Below are 17,754 nucleotides of genomic sequence, written 5' to 3' on the forward strand. Positions count from 1 at the left end.
GAGGTTATAAGATTAAAATCAAAAGCAGGATCACGATAATAATCGCTCCTACGGAAAGGTAAACACCGCCGCCTGCTGTTGCGAGTTCTTTTTTGATGCCTTTCACTTCTTTGCGCAGCGCTCTTTTGTCTGCTCGGGTCATGTTGGAACGATCCATGGCTTTGATTTCTTCCAGACGGTGCATCAATTTTGCAGCGTAAGCTTCTTCTGTTTTGGGTTCATTTCCGGGAGCCGTCGCGGTATCCATGGCATAAGTCTGCACAGGTAAAACGATGCTTAACAGTAGGATTAGGGTGAATTTTTTTAAGTTTTCAAAGGTTCTCATGAGTGCTGTTTTTTAAGTTTGTTAATAAAAATAAATTTCCGCATAAACGGCTTCAAAGCTGTTATACAATTCTTTTAAAAACTTACATTATTTGATTAAGCAGTGTTTATTCATGTCATAAAAAAAGCGCTGCCAATAAATCGACAGCGCTTTCTTAACAAAACAAAACAAACTAATTTTTAGTAATTGGTTTTCAATTCAACACGACGGTTTTTAGCACGCCCTAAAGCTTTTTTATTGTCGGCAATAGGTTCGGCTTCACCTTTTCCTATACCGGTCAAACGGCTTTCTGCAATACCTTTGCTCACCAAATAACGTTTCACGGATTCGGTACGTTTTTGAGAAAGGTTGATGTTGAACGCATCAGAACCATTACTGTCGGTATGTCCTTCAATGACGAGGTTCGCACCTTCGTATTTGGTCAGTATTTTGGCAAGCTCATCAAGTTGAGACAACGAAGCCACTTTAAGTTTATCGCTGTTGTTCTCGAAGAAGATTTTGCTTCCGATGTAAGTGATTTTCACCGCATCCTGTTTGGTGATTTCAGGACAACCTTTGTTGTCGATGTTTCCTTTGGCATTCGGACAACGGTCATCCATATCGGCTACACCGTCACCATCCGCATCCGGACATCCTTTCAGACTGGCAATACCAGCGGCATTCGGACAACGGTCTACGTCATCAGCCACACCATCGCTATCGCTGTCGGCTACACAACCTTTAGCATCTACTTTACTTCCTTTTTTCGTATTAGCACATTGGTCATCCAAATCGGCTACACCATCGCCATCGGCATCAGGACAACCTTTCAAAGCGGTCGTTCCGGCTGTATCAGGGCAACGGTCTTGTGCGTCAGCCACACCATCTCCGTCTTTGTCAGGGCAACCGTTCAGTGCTTGCGTACCGGCAACATCCGGACAAGTGTCTAAGTAATCGGCTATACCATCGGAGTCTTTATCCAACGGACATCCTTTTTTATCTACTGCTACGCCAGGCGGTGTATCAGCGCATTTGTCTTTGCTGTCGGAAACACCATCTTTATCGGCATCTTTCATTTTTCCGAAACTATAGGTAACGCCCACGGAATGCATCAGGAAGTCATCATCGGCTCCTGAAACTACGCCGTCTCTTGCATCATTATTGGTGAAAAGGAAGGTTTCCTGCAGGTTGATCGCAATCGCATCATTAAGTTGGAACGTAAGTCCACCACCGGCAGATGGCAAAGCGGTATCAATAAGTTCTTTTTGAAAATTGAGTTGTCTGTCGAACAAAATCGCACCGATTCCTCCAAATCCGTAAGGTCTGACCATCCAGTCAGAATTCAGGAAGTAAATCCTTAAATTCGCGCTGATGCTGCTGAAATCGCTTTTGAAACCTGTAACACCGCTATCGTAACCTAAGGTTCCGCGGGTGTAAAGTACCTGAACATCCATATGGCTGTTTAAGTAAGCGGCAAATGAAATACCGCCAAATCCGTACGCTGTTTTGCTGTTGCTGTAAAAATCGTGGCCAAGATCCCCGTGATATTGAATGGCGCCACCGTGAAGGCCGACCGCCCATTTTCTGTCTTTAGTTTGTGCTTGCGTGCTGAGTGTAGCGGCAAAGCAGATGGCTAGTAAAAGGAGCTTTTTCATATTCTGTATATTTTAAATTAGTATACCGCAAAGGTGACTTGGATTGCAGCGTCGTCCGTTACACAACTTCATTCAAAACTTGTATTATTCACAGAAACCTCTTACGAAATCTACATGCGTTCCATATACCACTTGAGTTCTTTCCTGATTTTGTTGTAGAAAAAAATAGAGTTGATGATTTTCTGCAACCGCAGGAACGCCGTTTCGCTTTTCACTACATAATCGTAAGCTTCGTGGTGCATACACTTGACCGCGACATCAATTTTGTCTTGTGAAGACAACATGATGACCGGAATTTCAGCATCATACTTCTTAATCTTATCGAGCGTCTGTACCCCGTTCATCGCGTTGTCTTCGATACCGTCAAGATGGTAATCCAAAATAATGATGTTGGGTTTTCGGTTTAAGTTCTCTATGCAAAGTTCGCCATTGGCGTAGGTTTCGATTTCAAAACTATCGAGGCTCAGGAATTCGATTTCTAAGGCTTTCAGGAACAACGCATCGTCATCGACGAGGAATATTTTTATTTTATCATTGGTTTCCATGGGATTTGTTTTTTATGAGGTTAAGTTCCGTCTCGAGTTCTGCATAGGCGCTGTTGCAGACCGTTTCGAGTTTTGAGATCAATGAGCCGATGTCGCCGATCTTTTCCATATTATTGGCATATTCCTGAATTTTGACCGCGATTTTCTCAAAATCAGAGCTGATGCCCATAATCGTAAACGACGGAATGATTTTATGCGCGGCCGATTTGAGTGCTTTCCAGTCTTTATCAATCAGGCCTTGTTTCATGGCATCAATCAGCGTGGGCGTTTGGCTCAGATAGACAGTAATCATTTCGGTCATCAGCGTCGGATTCGATCGCGTGAGTTTGTTGAGGTATTGCAAATCGACATATTTGACTTTCTCTACAGTTTGGTTGTCGATGGTTTTTTCTTCGATGATCAGGATTGGTTTTTTGATTAAGCCTATGATTTTGCTGTAGAGCAAGCGTTCGTCAATGGGTTTCGCTACATAATCGTTCATGCCAACCGCTTTGCATTTGGCCAGGTCGACCGTCGTGACATCTGCAGTCAATGCCATGATGGGAAGCGTTAGTTTCATGGTATTTCGGATGTATTCCGTAGCTTCAAAACCATTCATTTCGGGCATTTGTAAATCCATGAGGATGATGTCGTAGGTTTTCTCCTGAAGTTTTTCGATGGCGAGTTTGCCGTTTGCCGTGATATCGCAGGCAAAGCCAAAATCATCGAGCAGCGTTTTCATCAGCAGCTGGTTGAGTTCCATATCTTCAACCACGAGGATTTTGATGTCCTGCAATTCCTGATCGAGTTCGATGATTTCTTCCTCTAAGACAGCCATTTCGGTTGTTTTTTTGAAAGGCATCCTGAAGATGAAACGCGAACCATGACTTTCTTCGCTAATGACTTTGATGCTGCCTTGTTGCGCTTCCACGAGCTGTTTGACGATGGCAAGTCCTAATCCGGTTCCGCCATACAAACGTGTTGTTTCACTCGTAGCTTGTTGGAAATTCTCAAAAATGGTGTCGATTTTTTTGGGATCGATTCCGATTCCGGTATCGGCAATGATGAATTCGATGATGACCCGTTCATCGTTTTCTTCTACCTTATGAATGCTGACCGCAATGGTTCCTTTGGTCGTAAATTTCACCGCATTGCCTACTAGGTTTAGGATAATCTGATGCAAACGGACAGGGTCGCCGAGTAGCACTTCCGGGATATCTTCATCGTATTCGGTAGTAAGTTTGAGGTTCTTTTCGTGAATTTTAGACTCGAACAGATGCAACATCGCAATAATCGAAAGCGATAACTTGAAAGGCGTCTGTTCAAAAGTCATTTTTCCGGCATCTACTTTTGCGAGATCTAGAATATCATTGATTAGTACGATTAGAGCATCGCCGCTGGTTTTGATGGCCATCAAGTATTGTTTTTGTTGGGAAGTCAGGCTGGTTTTGAGCACCACTTTCGTGAATCCTATAATGGCATTCATAGGTGTTCGGATTTCGTGGCTCATGTTCGAGAGGAATTGTTGTTTCGACTTGACCGCGTTTATAGCAATCAGCGCTGCTTTTTCAGCATTGATTTTGGCTTCTTCGGCAATCGCGGTGGCCAGTTCTGCAAAAGTTTTGGCTTCGGTCAGTTCTTTTTCATTTTTTTTCTGGCTGCTGATGTCACGGCATACCACTACTGCGCCGATCACGTTGCTCTGATCATCTTTGTAAACCGCTCCGTTGAACAATACATCAACGAGTTCTCCATCGGTAATCACCAAAGGGTAATCGACGACAAAGCCTTCTGAAAATACCTTTTCGTAGCATTGCTCTGCCTTTTCGGGTTCCGTAAAATAATTGATGAAATCCGAACCGATAAGTTTTTCTTTTGAAACACCTGTAACTTCAGCGGTCGCTTGGTTGGTATCAGTAATTTTTCCGTCGGGACTGACCGTAAACATAGGATCACGGCTGGCTTCGATGAGGCTCAGCGTATATTGTGAAAGTAGTTTGCATTCATCGAAGGATTTGCGCTCCTGCGTGATGTCCATTAAAGTATTGATGCCGCCAATCAGTTTCCCGCTACTGTCGAAAACGGGTTGTGGATTGGAGATAATATGGGAACGCGTTCCGTCTGGACGTTCTACGATGATTTCCGTTCCTTTGATGGTGCGCTTTTCAATAATGGCTTCGACCATCGGGCATTGGTCGATTGGGATGGTTGTACCGTCTAAATTTAGAATTTTTGTTGCGCCGCACCATTGGTCGATTCCTGCAGTAGGCGTTCTGCCCCATAGTTCGATGGCTACTTTATTAAATATTTGGAGGTATCCATTGCTATCCACAGTATAAACTGCAACCGGCAAATTTTCGATGAGGTTGCGGAAGTTGTTTTCACTTTCCTGGTGTTTTCTTTGCGAAGCTTTCTGGTTTTCAATAATAATAGCGATCAGGATGAACGTGAAAACAATCAGTACAAAACACAATACAAACAAAACCAGACTGTTTTCATTGCTGTTGTTGATGTCTTTTTTTTTGACTTTGAGCAAAGCTAATTCCTCAGTATTAATCGCAATAATCAGATGTCGGATGCTGTCGCTGAGTACTTTCCCTTTTTCAAGAATATTCGCGTGAAGATTGTTTTGAAGTTGTTCGTGGCGTTTTAGAGTAATCAATTCCTTTGAAAGGATAATTCTTTGAGATATGGTTTTGGAAAGCGAATCGAATCGAATTTGTTGGTTGCTATTGTCATTCGTAATTCGTTTTAGATCATCAAGGTCTTTATTGATTTCGAGCAAACCTTCATGATACGGATCCAGGAAATCTTCCTGACCCATTAAGGCGTAACCCCGGGCTCCGGTTTCGATATTGAGCATATCGACAAGGATTTCATCACTTTTCTGTAAGACATTTTTCGTGTGATTGATCAGACTGTTCGAGGCTTTAATTTTCTCGGAATTGTGCCATAAGACTGACAGTATCGTGAGTAAAGTCACAAATGCCAGCGCATAAAAGATCTTGGTTTTATTTTCAAAAGTAAATGTCATAGCAACAGCGGAATGGATGGAAATGCGCCAATTATTAGGCAGTCCGTTAATTATTGGAAATTCCCGACTTCTTCAATCGGGCAGCGTTTTTTGTCTTTGAGCTGTTTGAAATGCGTAGGGGAAAGGCCGGTGACTTTTTTGAACTGGCTCGACAAATGCGCGACACTGCTGTAGTTCATCTGCCAGGCGATTTCCGTGATGCTGTATTCGCCGTAAATGATCAGTTCTTTGATGCGCTCGGTTTTGTGCGCGATGATGAAATGTTCGATCGTCGTACCCTGAACTTCAGAGAACAGGTTCGACATATAAGTATAGTCGTGGTGCAGTTTTTCACTCAGGAAACTCGAAAAATTAACCTTGATGTTACTGTCGGAATAATGCACCATATTGATGATGACCGTTTTGATTTTTTCAATCAGCATCGATTTTTTGTCGTCCATGAGTTCGAGACCGGATTGCAGTAATGCTACTTTGAGTTGGTTGCGTTGGTTTGGGGTCAGCGCTTCCATGATTTCGACTTCCCCCAAATCGACTACAATGAAGTGCAAGCCGAGTTTTCTGAGTTCGTCCTTCACCAACATTTTGCAACGATTGCTGACCATGTATTTGATGAATAGTTTCATGGTAAATTGCCTTTAAGTTATAGGCAAAGTTGCGTCTTTAACACTCTAAGGCGTTGTACAATTTATGATAAGAGTTGCACAATTCAGATGGAGTCGAGTGTGTTGCGTTTTCTGGACTTGAGTTGCTTGAAATAACTAGGAGTCAGTCCGGTGACTTTCTTGAACTGTTTCGATAAATGGGCGACGCTACTGTAGTTTAGCATATACGAAATCTGCGTCAGGCTGAGTTCGTCGTAGAGCAAAAGTTCTTTGACGCGTTCGATTTTGTGGAAGATGATGAATTGTTCGATCGTGATGCCTTTGACTTCAGAAAAAAGTTTCGACATATAAGTATAATCCATGCGAAGTTTATCGCTGATGTAATCCGAAAAATTGATTTTGGGCACTTCATCCGTATAATGCACCATCTCGATGATGACGTTTTTGATTTTCTCAATCAGCATCGCTTTTTTGTCATCCATCAGTTCCAGACCCGAAAGGAGCAAAGTTCTTTTGAGTGCCTCACGTTGCTTTTCAGTGAGGTCTTCCATAATCTCGACCGTACCCAAATCGACCATGACATAATGAAGCCCTAATTCGTTAAGGGCTTCCTTGACGACCATTTTGCAACGCAGGCTGACCATGTATTTGATGTATAGTTTCATTGTTTACGGGATGAATCATGAAAGCCTATGAAAATTTAGAAAAGGAAAATACGGCGTGAATGCGACAGAAAACCTATCTCAGGTTAATCTTCGTAACCGCTTTTGATGATCGTCGAAATCATTTTAAACTGCACGTTGGCATTGAAACTGTGCTTGGCATGTGCCGGAATGATAATGCCTTCGCCCAAATTGAGCAGGTGTTTTTTATCATTGATGAAAATCTCGGCACAACCGTCGATGATCTGGATGTAATTGTCGAAAGGCGAGGTTTTTTCGGAGAGTTCTTCTCCCGCATCAAACGAAGAAGCGGTGATGTTTCCGGTAGTTTTTTTGATGATGGTTTTGCTCAGTACGGCGTTAGGGATGTACTGAATAATCTCAACGATAATGTGCTGTTTGCCTTTTTCAACTTCTAAAGTATCCATATTTGTCAGGGATTTTCCGGATACTTTTTTAATTCAATTTTTGCAATAGGCAAAGTGGTTGTAAAAGTAATTCCCTACACAAAGGTCGTGATTAAATTCGGTTTGTCGACATCCATCATAAACAATATTCGCCGCAATTTTTATTCGAACCTCAGATTCTTCAAGGTATTTGTTTAGATTTCAATCCATTGATTCATCAACGGCACCTTGCACGAATAACCATACCGCTCATTGATTTTGATGCGCAGTTCATCCGCAGGTTGGTTCTCGCCATGTACTAGGAATATTTTTTCGGGTTTCGATTCGAGTTCAGAAAGCCAGTGGAGCAATCCGTTTTGGTCGGCGTGTGCGGACATGCCTTGAATCTCAAGTATTTTGGCTTTCACCGGAAAATACCTTCCGTGGATTTTGATGTCCGGCACACCTTCGAGCAATTTCCTACCGCGTGTTCCTTCCGCCTGATAGCCTACCATAATGACGGTAGTTTCCTTTTTCCCGATATATGTTTCGAGATAAGAAAGTACCCTTCCGCCTGTAACCATACCACTTGCAGCAACAATCACTTTGGGTTGGTGGTCCTCAATCGTGGCGAGCGTATCTTCATAATTGGTAACCAAAGTAAACATCCGCATCATTTCCGAACAATCTTCTGGTGAAAGTTTGTGCCATTTGCTCTGGCGCATGAAAATGTCAAGCACACTCATGCCCATCGGCGTATCGAGAATGTAGGGTACGTCGGGAATCCGGCCTTCTTTTCTGAGTTGCCAAATCAAATACATCACCGATTGCGCGCGTTCGACGGCAAAACCCGGAATGATTACGGTTCCGGCGGCACGCAAAGTATTGTTGATGCAGGCTTCGAGTTCCGTTTTGACATCGTTGTCGGGATGCAGCCGGTTGCCGTAAGTGCTTTCGAGAAAAATATAATCAGCTTTTTTTGGTTTGACTGGCGGATACATGAGCACATCGTCGTCGCGTCCGATATCGCCTGAGAAAACGAGTATCTTATTTTCAACGTGGAGTTCGATGCTGCAGGCGCCGATGATATGTCCGGCATTGCTGAAAACTGCATAGATCTCTGAGTCAATCATGACTTTCGTGTCAGGCTCGATGCTACTGAAATGCGGCATCACTTTCTCGGCTTGTGCAACGGTATATAGCGGTTCTGCCACTTCATGTTTTGAATAGTTCTCACGATTGGCTTTGGCAGCTTCTTCTTCCTGAATTTTGGCGCTGTCGAGTAGGATTAGCTTTGAGATTTCCATTGTCGGAGCCGTGCAATAAATCTTGCCTTCGAATCCTTGGTCGACCAATTTTGGAAGCCAGCCGCAATGGTCCAGATGGCCGTGCGTCAGTAACACACAGTCAATGGTTTTGGGATCGACAGATAAAGGTAGCCAATTCAATTCGCGTAAAGGTTTGATGCCCTGAAATTGACCGCAGTCGATCAGTATCCTGATTGTGTTTGTTTCGACCAATGTTTTGGAACCCGTTACGGTTCCGGCGCCGCCTAAAAAATGTATTTTCATGATCCGTTATAATTACAAAGCGCGTGGGCTTCTTTAATGATATTGTTGATGCGTCCGGGACTGATACCGATTTTCGTAAGCCGATCGGCATCATCGATGAGTTCCCTGACGAGGAGGATATCAAGAATCAGCAGTTTTTCTTTTTCTATCGAGGAAAGCGTCGTCAGGCAAGTAATCGGGTAGAGGCCGTTTAGATCGATCTTCGATTTTAGGTTTGAGGTTTTCGGATAATCCCAGCTCAGCAACTCGATGCCCATACAGCTCGCAAAAGCAATCGCATCGGTTGTAAAACGATTGTTGGTGGCAATGCAACAGCGGCTGATTTTGTCGTGATTGGAGAACAATCGATGGTTGCTGTCTTTAAGGTCATTGAAGCGCGATAAGATATACATCGGCACTTTGACATCAGAATTGACGGCATTGCTGTTGTGGAATTTGCATTCGATCATGGTAATGATTTGCTTTTTTTGAATGACGATATCAATCTCATGCTTCACACAATGCCCTTGGAGATTGAGATTGAGCATTGCTTGGTAACCTTCATATTCAAACAACCGTGCGACAAATTTTTCGAAAAAAAATCCATCAGGCCCTAAAAGTTGCAGCGCCGAACGCAAATTGTATCTGGCGGCATGCGAGGCAGCAATCCTTTTGAGTAATTTCCCGGCGAGCTTGTAAATTTTCTTGGTGGTGATGCCATCGTAAAGCTGCTGTTCAATGCTTTGCAATACATTATCGACCGCGAGGGTTCCGGCTCCCGATTTCAATAGCGAGCGTTTGAGTTTTTCCCTGTCGAAGTCTACGATGTTGCCCGAATGTTTCTGTACTTTCATGATGGTCAACGGTTAAATAATTGAAGGCACTAAGGTTATTTGTTGTAACCCGAACGCAGCTGTTCAAAAAGTGTTTCGAGGTCTTTCTCAATCACTTTCATGTCATTGTTGAACTGAGTTTCGAAAGTCTCATTCTGGCGGTACAGCGTTTTGTCGTAAGTGCTGAGCTCATTTTCAAAGGCTTTGTTGCGTTTGGATCTGCTGGCTTTAAGCTTGATCAGTGCCAGATTACTCGCATCGCAGACCTGCTGCCAGGACTGTTTTTCGTCATCGTCGGTTTCATCGATATGGATTTGAAGGTTCCCGATATTCACTTCGACATTGTCGATATCTTCCTGCGATTGCTTAAGGAATTGTTCCCAGTCTTCGATGGCCATGTCTTTGGTGACATCTTCATTCGGCCCGTAACTGAGCTCCACGGGATCTTCAGCGTTTGATTCTTCAGAGTCCTTAGCACATTTCTGTACGAATAAAAACGGCCATAAGCTTAGGAAGATGATGTGTTTGGTGAATTTCATTTTTATGTTTTTATTGTTAGTCAAAGAGTATGTTAAGCTGGTTGTCGACACCCATCACGCCGGGCGTTTTCCAGACAACCCTTTCGGCTTCCTCTTTTTGGTATAGCGAACTCACGAAACCTTTAAGAGTCACGGTGTTTCCTGTAACTTCCACTTGAATGTTCGTCGCATTGATGGCCCAATGCCGCAATAGAGCGTCAATTAGTTTCTGCCGGTCGATGGCTTTGTTCGGTTCGGCTTCGACCTGAATTAAATTGACAATGTCTTTGACACCGCTGATCGATTGCACCATACGTTTGGCAGCTTCTTTTTGATAATTCCAAGGAATGGTTCCTGATAAATAGACGTAGCCGTTTTCGACCTTGATGCCGATTTTCTCGATGGGAATATTCCAGTTGTCATTTAAAGTAGCTACAACTTCTTCGGCAATGTCAAAGTCGCTTTTGAATTTGGAACCGGGCAGCCGCACTTCAATTTCCTCAACGACCGCTTTGACGCCTGCTACATTTTTGGCCGCTTTTTCCGCCTGCATTTTTTTGAGATAATTATCTACAATGCCGCTCAGGGTCACGATGCCGTTTTTGACACTGACGCCAATTTCGGCGGCATCGAGTAAAGGTTCCCAGAGTAGCGCATCTTCAACGTCTTGTTGCAAAACCTCGTTTGTTTTCATAGTGTTTGATATTTGATTTATAAATCTTCATAATCGCCGGGAATGTCAAGTTCGTTGACTTTTTCATCGACCCAAATCCATTGCGAATGATCCACTTTAGAAGTGTCGGTTTCGGTGATGAGGTCAATAAAAGGCAGTATCATTTCTTTTTTGACAGTTTGTTTTTGATAACCAAAAGCAAACCGTTTCATGCGCATTCTGTATTCAATCGTAATCGCAGGATTTTCTTTCGAGCGATAAATAATATTTTGTGTTTTCCAGTCATTTTCCCAAGTGAAAAATGCGATCAGCGAACAAATCACAAACGTCGAAAAGCAAATAACCTGAAGTGCTCCAGCAGATTTAAAACCGAACGCATCGACCGCGATAATGACCGGAAGTATGGTTACCGCCGCATAAAACAATACGAAATAAATGATGATGTTATTGATGCTGAGCTTCGTGAAATAATCCAGAAGCAGCAACAAGGAAGTCACAGCAAACAATAAGATTGCGGTTTTTCCAAAAAGGAAGTATGTTTTGCTGCTGTTTTTCATATTGAAAATAGGTTGTCAAATATGAAATAAAAGTAGCTGATATACAGACCAATAAAAATGACGATTGTCAGGTTTTGACCTAATCGGTGCATTCAATATTTTATTCGTGATTCGTTACCGTATTATTTGCAATGAAGTGTCAATATTTGAAGTTAAGAAACTCATTTAAAATAAAATAAGGTTTTTCAGAAGTATGACAATCATCATGGTTGGTTCGGTTTTCGGGTTATAATTTTGAATAAAAGAAACCATCATGCAAAGAAACACGATTTTCATATTGTCCTTATTACTTACGGGGCTGATTGCTGTAGAAAATTACACCGGTCTGATGACCGACCATTTCTACGATCAGGAAACCTTAAACTGGCAGGCGCAATCGATGGGGCAGGATTTGATCAATCTTTTGCTTGTCGTGCCCGGATTACTAATCACTTCTTGGCTGACTTACAAACACAATAAAATCGCACCTATCATCAAAGCGGGCATCTTGTTGTATGTCAGCTATACGTTTACGATTTATTGTTTCAACATCCATTTCAATCGGTTGTTCCTGTTGTATTGTTTTACTTTAGGTTTGTCCTTTTATATGTTGTGTCACTTTGTGATTTCGAACATCGATGTGGTCAACGAATCCGTCAAACTCAAATCGACGGCAGCCACAGTAACTGGTTTTTACTTTCTTGCCATTGCGTTGCTGTTCTATTTTCTGTGGCTTTCTGAAATTGTTCCCGCGAGTATCGAAAACAAATTGCCTCAAAGCCTCGCCGATACAGGATTGTTTACCAACGGTGTGCAGGTCATCGATTTGGCACTGTTGCTTCCGGGCGTTTTCATCACGGGAATTTTATTACTGCAACGATCAGCGGTAGCACAAATACTCGCACCGGTAATCCTGACCTTTTTTGTGTTGATGGATATTACCATTGCCACGCTGACCTTGGTTATGAATATTAAAGGAATCGAAAGCGATTTATCCGTGATGGTCATTATGGCGCTGTTGGACATCTTCAGTCTCGTGTTGCTTGTTTGGTTTATCCGCGAAAATATCGTGAATCGGAGCGCGGAGCATCATTCCAAAACATAAATCATGGATACATTCACCTCAAAAATGACTACGGCGGTTCAGGCTTTCATTATCGAAGTCGGCGAACTCGCATATTTTACTGGGCATTTTTTCAAACAGGTTTTGCGTCCGCCTTTGGAGTTCCGCGAATTCCTACGGCAATGTTACCAAATCGGGAACCGTTCCCTAGTGCTTGTTGCTGTTACGGGTTTCATCATCGGATTGGTGTTCACATTACAATCTCGTCCGACACTAGAACATTTTGGTGCCGTTTCGTGGATGTCTTCGATGGTCAGTATTTCGATTGTCAGGGAAATCGGGCCTATCATTACCGCACTCATTTGCGCCGGTCGTGTAGGTTCCGGAATCGGTGCGGAATTGGGTTCGATGCGCGTGAGCGAACAGATCGATGCAATGGAAGTTTCTGGAACCAATCCCTACAAATATCTAGTAGTGACGAGAATCATGGCCGCAACACTGATGTTACCGTTGTTGGTAATTTTCGGCGATGTCATTGCGATTTACGGTTCGTATCTCGTAGAGCATACCAAAGGCAATGTATCGATGCAACTTTATTTCAACCAAGTGGTCGAGGCGCTTAAATTCAGTGATATTCTTCCGGCCACAATCAAGACTTTCTTTTTCGGTTTTGCGATCGGATTGGTCGGCTGTTTCAAAGGGTATACTTGTACGAAAGGAACGGCAGGCGTTGGCGTCGCAGCCAATGAAGCGGTGGTTTTTACTTCGTTGCTGTTGTTCCTGATTGATTTTATTGCGGTATTCATCACTAATATTTTCTATCCATGAACCACAAGGCTTCCCATACCACCAAAGGAAATCCCGTGATTGAGATGCATGACGTCAAGAAATCTTTTGGCGCGAACCATGTGCTCAATGGTTTTGACATGACTTTGCATGAAGGTGAAAATCTCGTGGTCATGGGCAAATCGGGTTCGGGCAAATCGGTGATGATCAAATGCCTAATCGGCTTGGAGGAATTCGACAGAGGAAGTGTTTCCGTCATGGGAAAAGACCTCACGCAACTGACCGCAGAAGATCTTGACGAACTCCGAACAGAAGTCGGTTTTCTGTTTCAGGGAAGCGCCTTATACGATTCGATGACGGTGCGCGAAAACCTAGAATTTCCGCTGCGCCGCCATACCAAAAAGTTCGGCGTCATCGAAGACACTACGCCGCTGGTTACCGAAGCTTTGCACAATGTCGGTTTGGAACACGTCATCGATCTGATGCCCGAAGAGCTTTCCGGTGGCATGAAACGCCGTGTGGCACTCGCGAGAACTTTGATATTACAGCCTAAAATCATCCTTTATGACGAACCAACGACAGGTCTTGATCCGATTACGGCAAAGGAAATTTTGTTGCTGATGAAGTCCGTACAGGAAAAATATAAAACATCTTCAATCATTATTACGCACGATCCTGATTGTGCCCGATTCATTTCGAATCGCATGATTTTGCTGATCGATGGCGTCAATTATGCCGAAGGAACTTTCAACGAATTATCCGTGTCGGACGATCCTAAAGTCCGCGCCTTTTTTAAATAATACAGCCATGAAACAAACCACTTCCCAAAACCTCAGACTCGGTATTTTTACCTTATTGGGTTCGATAGCTTTTATCGCCATCATTTATTTTGTGGGCAACAAACAAAGCATGTTCGGCGATACGACGCAGCTTTATGCGCATTTCAATAACATCAACGGATTGCAGCCCGGAAACAATGTGCGCTATTCAGGCATTGGCATCGGCACGGTTCGCGAGATTGAAATGGTCAATGACACGACGATCTTAGTCAAAATGGAAATCGACAGGAAAATCCTGCAACATATTAGAAAGAACGCTTTGGCTGCCATCAGCTCCGATGGTTTGGTCGGAAGTATGATTGTCAATATCATTCCCGGGACACGCAATGTCGGAACTATTGTAGCCGGCGATACGATCAAATCCTTCAGCCGCGTGCGCACCGACGATATGCTCAAAACACTAAGTGTCACCAATGAAAATGCGGCTTTGCTTACCTTTGATTTACTTAAAATAAGCAACCAAATCTTACAAGGAAAAGGAAGCATCGGGATATTGCTGAAAGATACCGTGATGGGTTCAAACCTTAAAGAAACCGTACATTATCTTAAAGTCACCAGCCAACAAACCGCATCGGCTATGAAAAAACTCGATGACATGATGGTATCGCTGAATCAAAAAGGCAATGTAGTAGGCGTGCTCAATGATACGGCTGTTGCGGGAAAAATCAGAAGTATTGTCGTCAGTCTTGATGCGTCGGGCAAAGGGCTCAACAAATCGATCAAAACGCTCGACGAAATCATTACCACGACAAAAAATGGGAAAGGCGCATTCCATTATCTGACAGCGAATCCTGAATCTGCGGCTAAAATTGATTCGATTATGAAGCATGTGGATGAGGCAAGTCTTTTGCTTCAGCAAGATTTAGAAGCTTTGAAACACAATATTTTCCTGCGCGGTTATTTCAAGAAACAGGAAAAAGCTGCGGCAAAAGCCAAACAGAAATAACAGCTACAGGAAATAATTAATCCGGTTGACGTTGGATCGATTGACATTCCAATCCGTACTGAGGATATTTCCAATCACTTTTTTGAGCCTCGGGAAATCATAAGGTTTGTTGATGAAGACATCGGCGCCTTCGGAAAAGATTGCAGCGGTATCGCGAAGTTGCGAATTAGAATCGTAGACAACGAGCGAACATTTTTTGAAAGGTTCCCAATCCCTGATTTTTTTGACATCATTGCTGCAATCGGTGGCGTTTTTATTGGTATCAAGAAAAATGATATGGGGATTTTCTAAACTGAATTTTCCCGGATTGGCCACCGCTTTATCAATTGAAAAATAATCACCGATCTGACAAAGTTTGCCGAGTTTAGACAAAGCATTTTTAAAAACGATTTGCGTTTCGATATTGTCGCCGATGAGTATTACATTAAGTTTTTCAGTGTTCATCATAGTTTCTTTGTTTTGGGAACAGGCTTATTTCTAATTCATTACTGCAAATCTATAGGGCTTTTGCGATTTAAAATATGACGCCCGTCAAGAACTTCTCAGATTAGGTTTTTAATTGGAATTTAATTGCCTAATTTTGGATTCCGCTGACAAAGGTTAATTTCCATGAAAAATTCCGAATTGCTTCAAGCCATTGTACAGAATGCCATCGACGGTATCATTACCATTGATGTCAAAGGTATGGTGCAGCATGTCAACCCTTCAGCAAGCAAATTGTTTGGTTATGAGGTCGACGAAATTCTCGGAAATAACATTTCGATGTTGATGCCACCGCCCGATAGCGCCCAACATGATCAGTATCTCAGAAGATATGACGTAACACATCAGCCGCGGATTATTGGTATCGGCAGGGAAGTGACCGGACTTCGCAAAGATGGTTCCACTTTTCCGATGAAATTGGCAGTAAGCGAGGTCAAATATGCGGAGCATAACTTTTATGTAGGATTCATCCACGATCTGACCCAGCAAAAGGAAGACCATGAGAAACTCAAGGAATACGCGTTGCATCTTGAGGAACTTGTTGAAATCCGTACCCAAACGCTCCACGATACGATTCAGGAACTCGAAACCGCCAAAGAACAGATTAGCATTTCCCTCGAAAACGAGAAAGAGCTCAACCGTCTTAAAAGCAGGTTCCTGTCGATGGCTTCGCACGAATTCCGGACACCTCTCAGTGCGGTATTGTTATCGGCTTCACTGATTGATAAATACGCCGAACCCTACAGCAGTAATGAAATTATCAAGCATGTGGGTAAAATAAAAAGTTCTGTGGCCGGACTGACGTTCATCCTCAACAATTTCCTGCAACTCGAGAAACTAGAAAGCGGAAAAATCTCGGCAGCATTTGTTGCTTTTGACCTTCGGGAACTTGGCGAGGAAATCACTGAAGAAATGCAATTGCTTATCAAAGGCGGACAAAAAATTGTCTACCATCATACCGGTAGTGAAACCGTCGTAAAACTTGATAAGAATTTATTGAAAAACGCCATCGTCAACCTGATCACCAATGCGGTGAAATATTCGGGAGACAATGCCATCATTGCATTCGATACTGAAATTATGGAAAAAACTTTCAAGATTACGGTCGAGGACAATGGCATCGGAATTCCCGAAGAAGATCAGAAATACCTTTTCGATGCTTTTTTCCGCGCGCACAATACCGGAAGTATTCCAGGCACCGGTCTTGGGCTCAATATTGTAGCACGACATGTTGATCTGATGGGAGGAAAAATCACTTTTAATAGCCAAGAAAACAAAGGCACTTTATTCACACTTTTATTTGACAGACTATGACCAAAGTATTGATTATAGAAGACAACAGCGATATCCGCGAAAACGTCATTGAAATCCTCGCGCTTTCAGGCTATGAGGTTTTTGGGGCCGAGGATGGGAAAAAAGGAACGGAACTCGCACTATCAAATCCGCCAGATATTGTTTTGTGCGACATTATGATGCCGGGCATGGACGGCTACGGCGTGTTCGAAGTCCTGCATGCGCATGAAGTCACCAAAGCGATTCCGTTCATATTCATCACCGCCAAATCAGAACGCGTCGACATCCGCAAAGGCATGGAAATGGGCGCCGATGATTACCTGACCAAACCTTTTGACGATACTGAATTAATCAATGCGATAGAGTCGAGGCTCAAGAAGAAACAGATCCAACAGGAGTTTTACAGCAAGTCGCTTGAGCAATTACAAGAACTCGTACCCCAAAAAGGCGGTCTCGAAGCTCTTAAAAAAGCATTGGAAGAACGCACAGTAAAATCGTATAAGAAAAAGCAGTCCGTTTATGAGGAAGGCGATCGCATTACAGGCATTTGGCTCGTGCTATCAGGTAAGGTCAAAACGACCAAACTCACTGATGACGGCAGGGAAGTGCTTACCGGTGTTTTCGAAACCGATGATTTTCTGGCGACCAATGCTTTGTTCTCTGAAGGCGTTTATAACGACAGTGCTATCGCTCTTGAGGAAGCACATTTGGTGCTTTTCCCGATTTCACGCTTTGAGGAGTTGATCAATCTTTATCCGGATGTTGCCGGAAAATTTATCAGAATATTATCGAATCAGGTTCGCGAAAAAGAGGAACATTTGATGCGACTGGCTTACAATTCCGTGAGGAAAAGAATCTCTGAAACCATACTGATGTTATACCGGCAACAGGCCAATAAAGACCATTCGGTAGCAGTCAGCCGCAGCAATCTGGCTTCCATGACAGGCACAGCACCGGAAACGGTAAGCCGGACACTAAGTGATTTCGCTGATGAAGGGCTTATTGAAAAGCAAGGCAGTATTATTTTGGTGGTCGATCAGAGAAAATTGGAACGCCTTAAAAACTGA

Annotated in this window: 19 protein-coding genes; 6 read left to right on the forward strand and 13 right to left on the reverse strand. The window is 43.1% G+C overall.

Going from position 1 to position 17,754, the window contains the following annotated elements; translation table 11 throughout:
• Positions 1-4: 4 nt before the first annotated feature.
• The 12 genes from Q0058_RS10870 to Q0058_RS10925 form a co-directional block, all read right to left on the reverse strand.
• Positions 5-325: a hypothetical protein gene (locus tag Q0058_RS10870; protein ID WP_298223811.1), complete on the reverse strand. Its 321-nt coding sequence runs from the start codon at positions 323-325 to the stop codon at positions 5-7.
• Between the two features lie 179 nt (positions 326-504).
• Positions 505-1,959: an OmpA family protein gene (locus Q0058_RS10875; RefSeq protein WP_298223813.1), complete on the reverse strand. Its 1,455-nt coding sequence runs from the start codon at positions 1,957-1,959 to the stop codon at positions 505-507.
• Positions 1,960-2,069: 110 nt separating this feature from the next.
• A complete protein-coding gene (locus Q0058_RS10880; RefSeq protein ID WP_298223815.1) occupies positions 2,070-2,504 on the reverse strand; it encodes a response regulator in 435 nt (144 codons plus the stop codon).
• Entirely contained in the window at positions 2,491-5,517 is a 3,027-nt protein-coding gene (locus Q0058_RS10885) for a CHASE3 domain-containing protein (protein WP_298223817.1), read from the reverse strand. Before Q0058_RS10885 ends, Q0058_RS10880 begins: the two co-directional genes overlap by 14 nt.
• A gap of 50 nt (positions 5,518-5,567) precedes the next feature.
• Positions 5,568-6,140: an AraC family transcriptional regulator gene (locus tag Q0058_RS10890; protein WP_298223819.1), complete on the reverse strand. Its 573-nt coding sequence runs from the start codon at positions 6,138-6,140 to the stop codon at positions 5,568-5,570.
• A gap of 83 nt (positions 6,141-6,223) precedes the next feature.
• On the reverse strand, positions 6,224-6,784 hold the full coding sequence (locus Q0058_RS10895; RefSeq protein WP_298223821.1) for an AraC family transcriptional regulator: 561 nt from the start codon (positions 6,782-6,784) through the stop codon (positions 6,224-6,226).
• An 83-nt stretch (positions 6,785-6,867) separates the two neighbouring features.
• Positions 6,868-7,209 (reverse strand): cupin domain-containing protein, encoded by a 342-nt coding sequence (locus Q0058_RS10900; RefSeq protein WP_298223823.1) that lies wholly within the window; start codon positions 7,207-7,209, stop codon positions 6,868-6,870.
• A gap of 173 nt (positions 7,210-7,382) precedes the next feature.
• On the reverse strand, positions 7,383-8,738 hold the full coding sequence (locus tag Q0058_RS10905; protein ID WP_298223825.1) for an MBL fold metallo-hydrolase: 1,356 nt from the start codon (positions 8,736-8,738) through the stop codon (positions 7,383-7,385).
• Positions 8,735-9,571, reverse strand: a complete 837-nt coding sequence (locus tag Q0058_RS10910; protein ID WP_298223827.1) for a restriction endonuclease — start codon at positions 9,569-9,571, stop codon at positions 8,735-8,737. Before Q0058_RS10910 ends, Q0058_RS10905 begins: the two co-directional genes overlap by 4 nt.
• Before the next feature lie 35 nt (positions 9,572-9,606).
• Positions 9,607-10,089: a hypothetical protein gene (locus Q0058_RS10915; RefSeq protein WP_298223828.1), complete on the reverse strand. Its 483-nt coding sequence runs from the start codon at positions 10,087-10,089 to the stop codon at positions 9,607-9,609.
• Positions 10,090-10,105: 16 nt separating this feature from the next.
• A complete protein-coding gene (locus Q0058_RS10920) occupies positions 10,106-10,762 on the reverse strand; it encodes a BON domain-containing protein (RefSeq protein ID WP_298223830.1) in 657 nt (218 codons plus the stop codon).
• A gap of 17 nt (positions 10,763-10,779) precedes the next feature.
• On the reverse strand, positions 10,780-11,298 hold the full coding sequence (locus Q0058_RS10925) for a hypothetical protein (protein WP_298223832.1): 519 nt from the start codon (positions 11,296-11,298) through the stop codon (positions 10,780-10,782).
• A 253-nt stretch (positions 11,299-11,551) separates the two neighbouring features.
• On the opposite strand from Q0058_RS10925, the gene Q0058_RS10930 reads away from it, so the two are divergent.
• Genes Q0058_RS10930 through Q0058_RS10945 form a run of 4 tightly spaced genes read left to right on the forward strand, consistent with a single transcriptional unit; the run spans position 11,552 to position 14,911 of the window.
• The gene (locus Q0058_RS10930) at positions 11,552-12,382 is read left to right on the forward strand and encodes a hypothetical protein (protein ID WP_298223834.1); all 831 of its coding nucleotides are present in this window, start codon (positions 11,552-11,554) and stop codon (positions 12,380-12,382) included.
• A 3-nt stretch (positions 12,383-12,385) separates the two neighbouring features.
• A complete protein-coding gene (locus tag Q0058_RS10935) occupies positions 12,386-13,168 on the forward strand; it encodes an ABC transporter permease (protein WP_298223836.1) in 783 nt (260 codons plus the stop codon).
• Entirely contained in the window at positions 13,165-13,926 is a 762-nt protein-coding gene (locus Q0058_RS10940) for an ATP-binding cassette domain-containing protein (protein WP_298223837.1), read from the forward strand. The genes Q0058_RS10935 and Q0058_RS10940 overlap by 4 nt, the downstream gene beginning before the upstream one ends.
• 7 nt (positions 13,927-13,933) lie before the next feature.
• Positions 13,934-14,911, forward strand: a complete 978-nt coding sequence (locus tag Q0058_RS10945; RefSeq protein WP_298223840.1) for an MlaD family protein — start codon at positions 13,934-13,936, stop codon at positions 14,909-14,911.
• A gap of 3 nt (positions 14,912-14,914) precedes the next feature.
• Here Q0058_RS10945 and Q0058_RS10950 read toward each other — a convergent pair whose 3' ends face one another.
• Positions 14,915-15,358, reverse strand: a complete 444-nt coding sequence (locus Q0058_RS10950) for a response regulator (RefSeq protein ID WP_298223842.1) — start codon at positions 15,356-15,358, stop codon at positions 14,915-14,917.
• Between the two features lie 162 nt (positions 15,359-15,520).
• On the opposite strand from Q0058_RS10950, the gene Q0058_RS10955 reads away from it, so the two are divergent.
• On the forward strand, positions 15,521-16,708 hold the full coding sequence (locus Q0058_RS10955; protein ID WP_298223844.1) for a PAS domain-containing sensor histidine kinase: 1,188 nt from the start codon (positions 15,521-15,523) through the stop codon (positions 16,706-16,708).
• Positions 16,705-17,754, forward strand: a complete 1,050-nt coding sequence (locus Q0058_RS10960; RefSeq protein WP_298223846.1) for a response regulator — start codon at positions 16,705-16,707, stop codon at positions 17,752-17,754. The genes Q0058_RS10955 and Q0058_RS10960 overlap by 4 nt, the downstream gene beginning before the upstream one ends.

This window comes from Flavobacterium sp., assembly GCF_027484705.1.
GTDB lineage: Bacteria > Bacteroidota > Bacteroidia > Flavobacteriales > Flavobacteriaceae > Flavobacterium.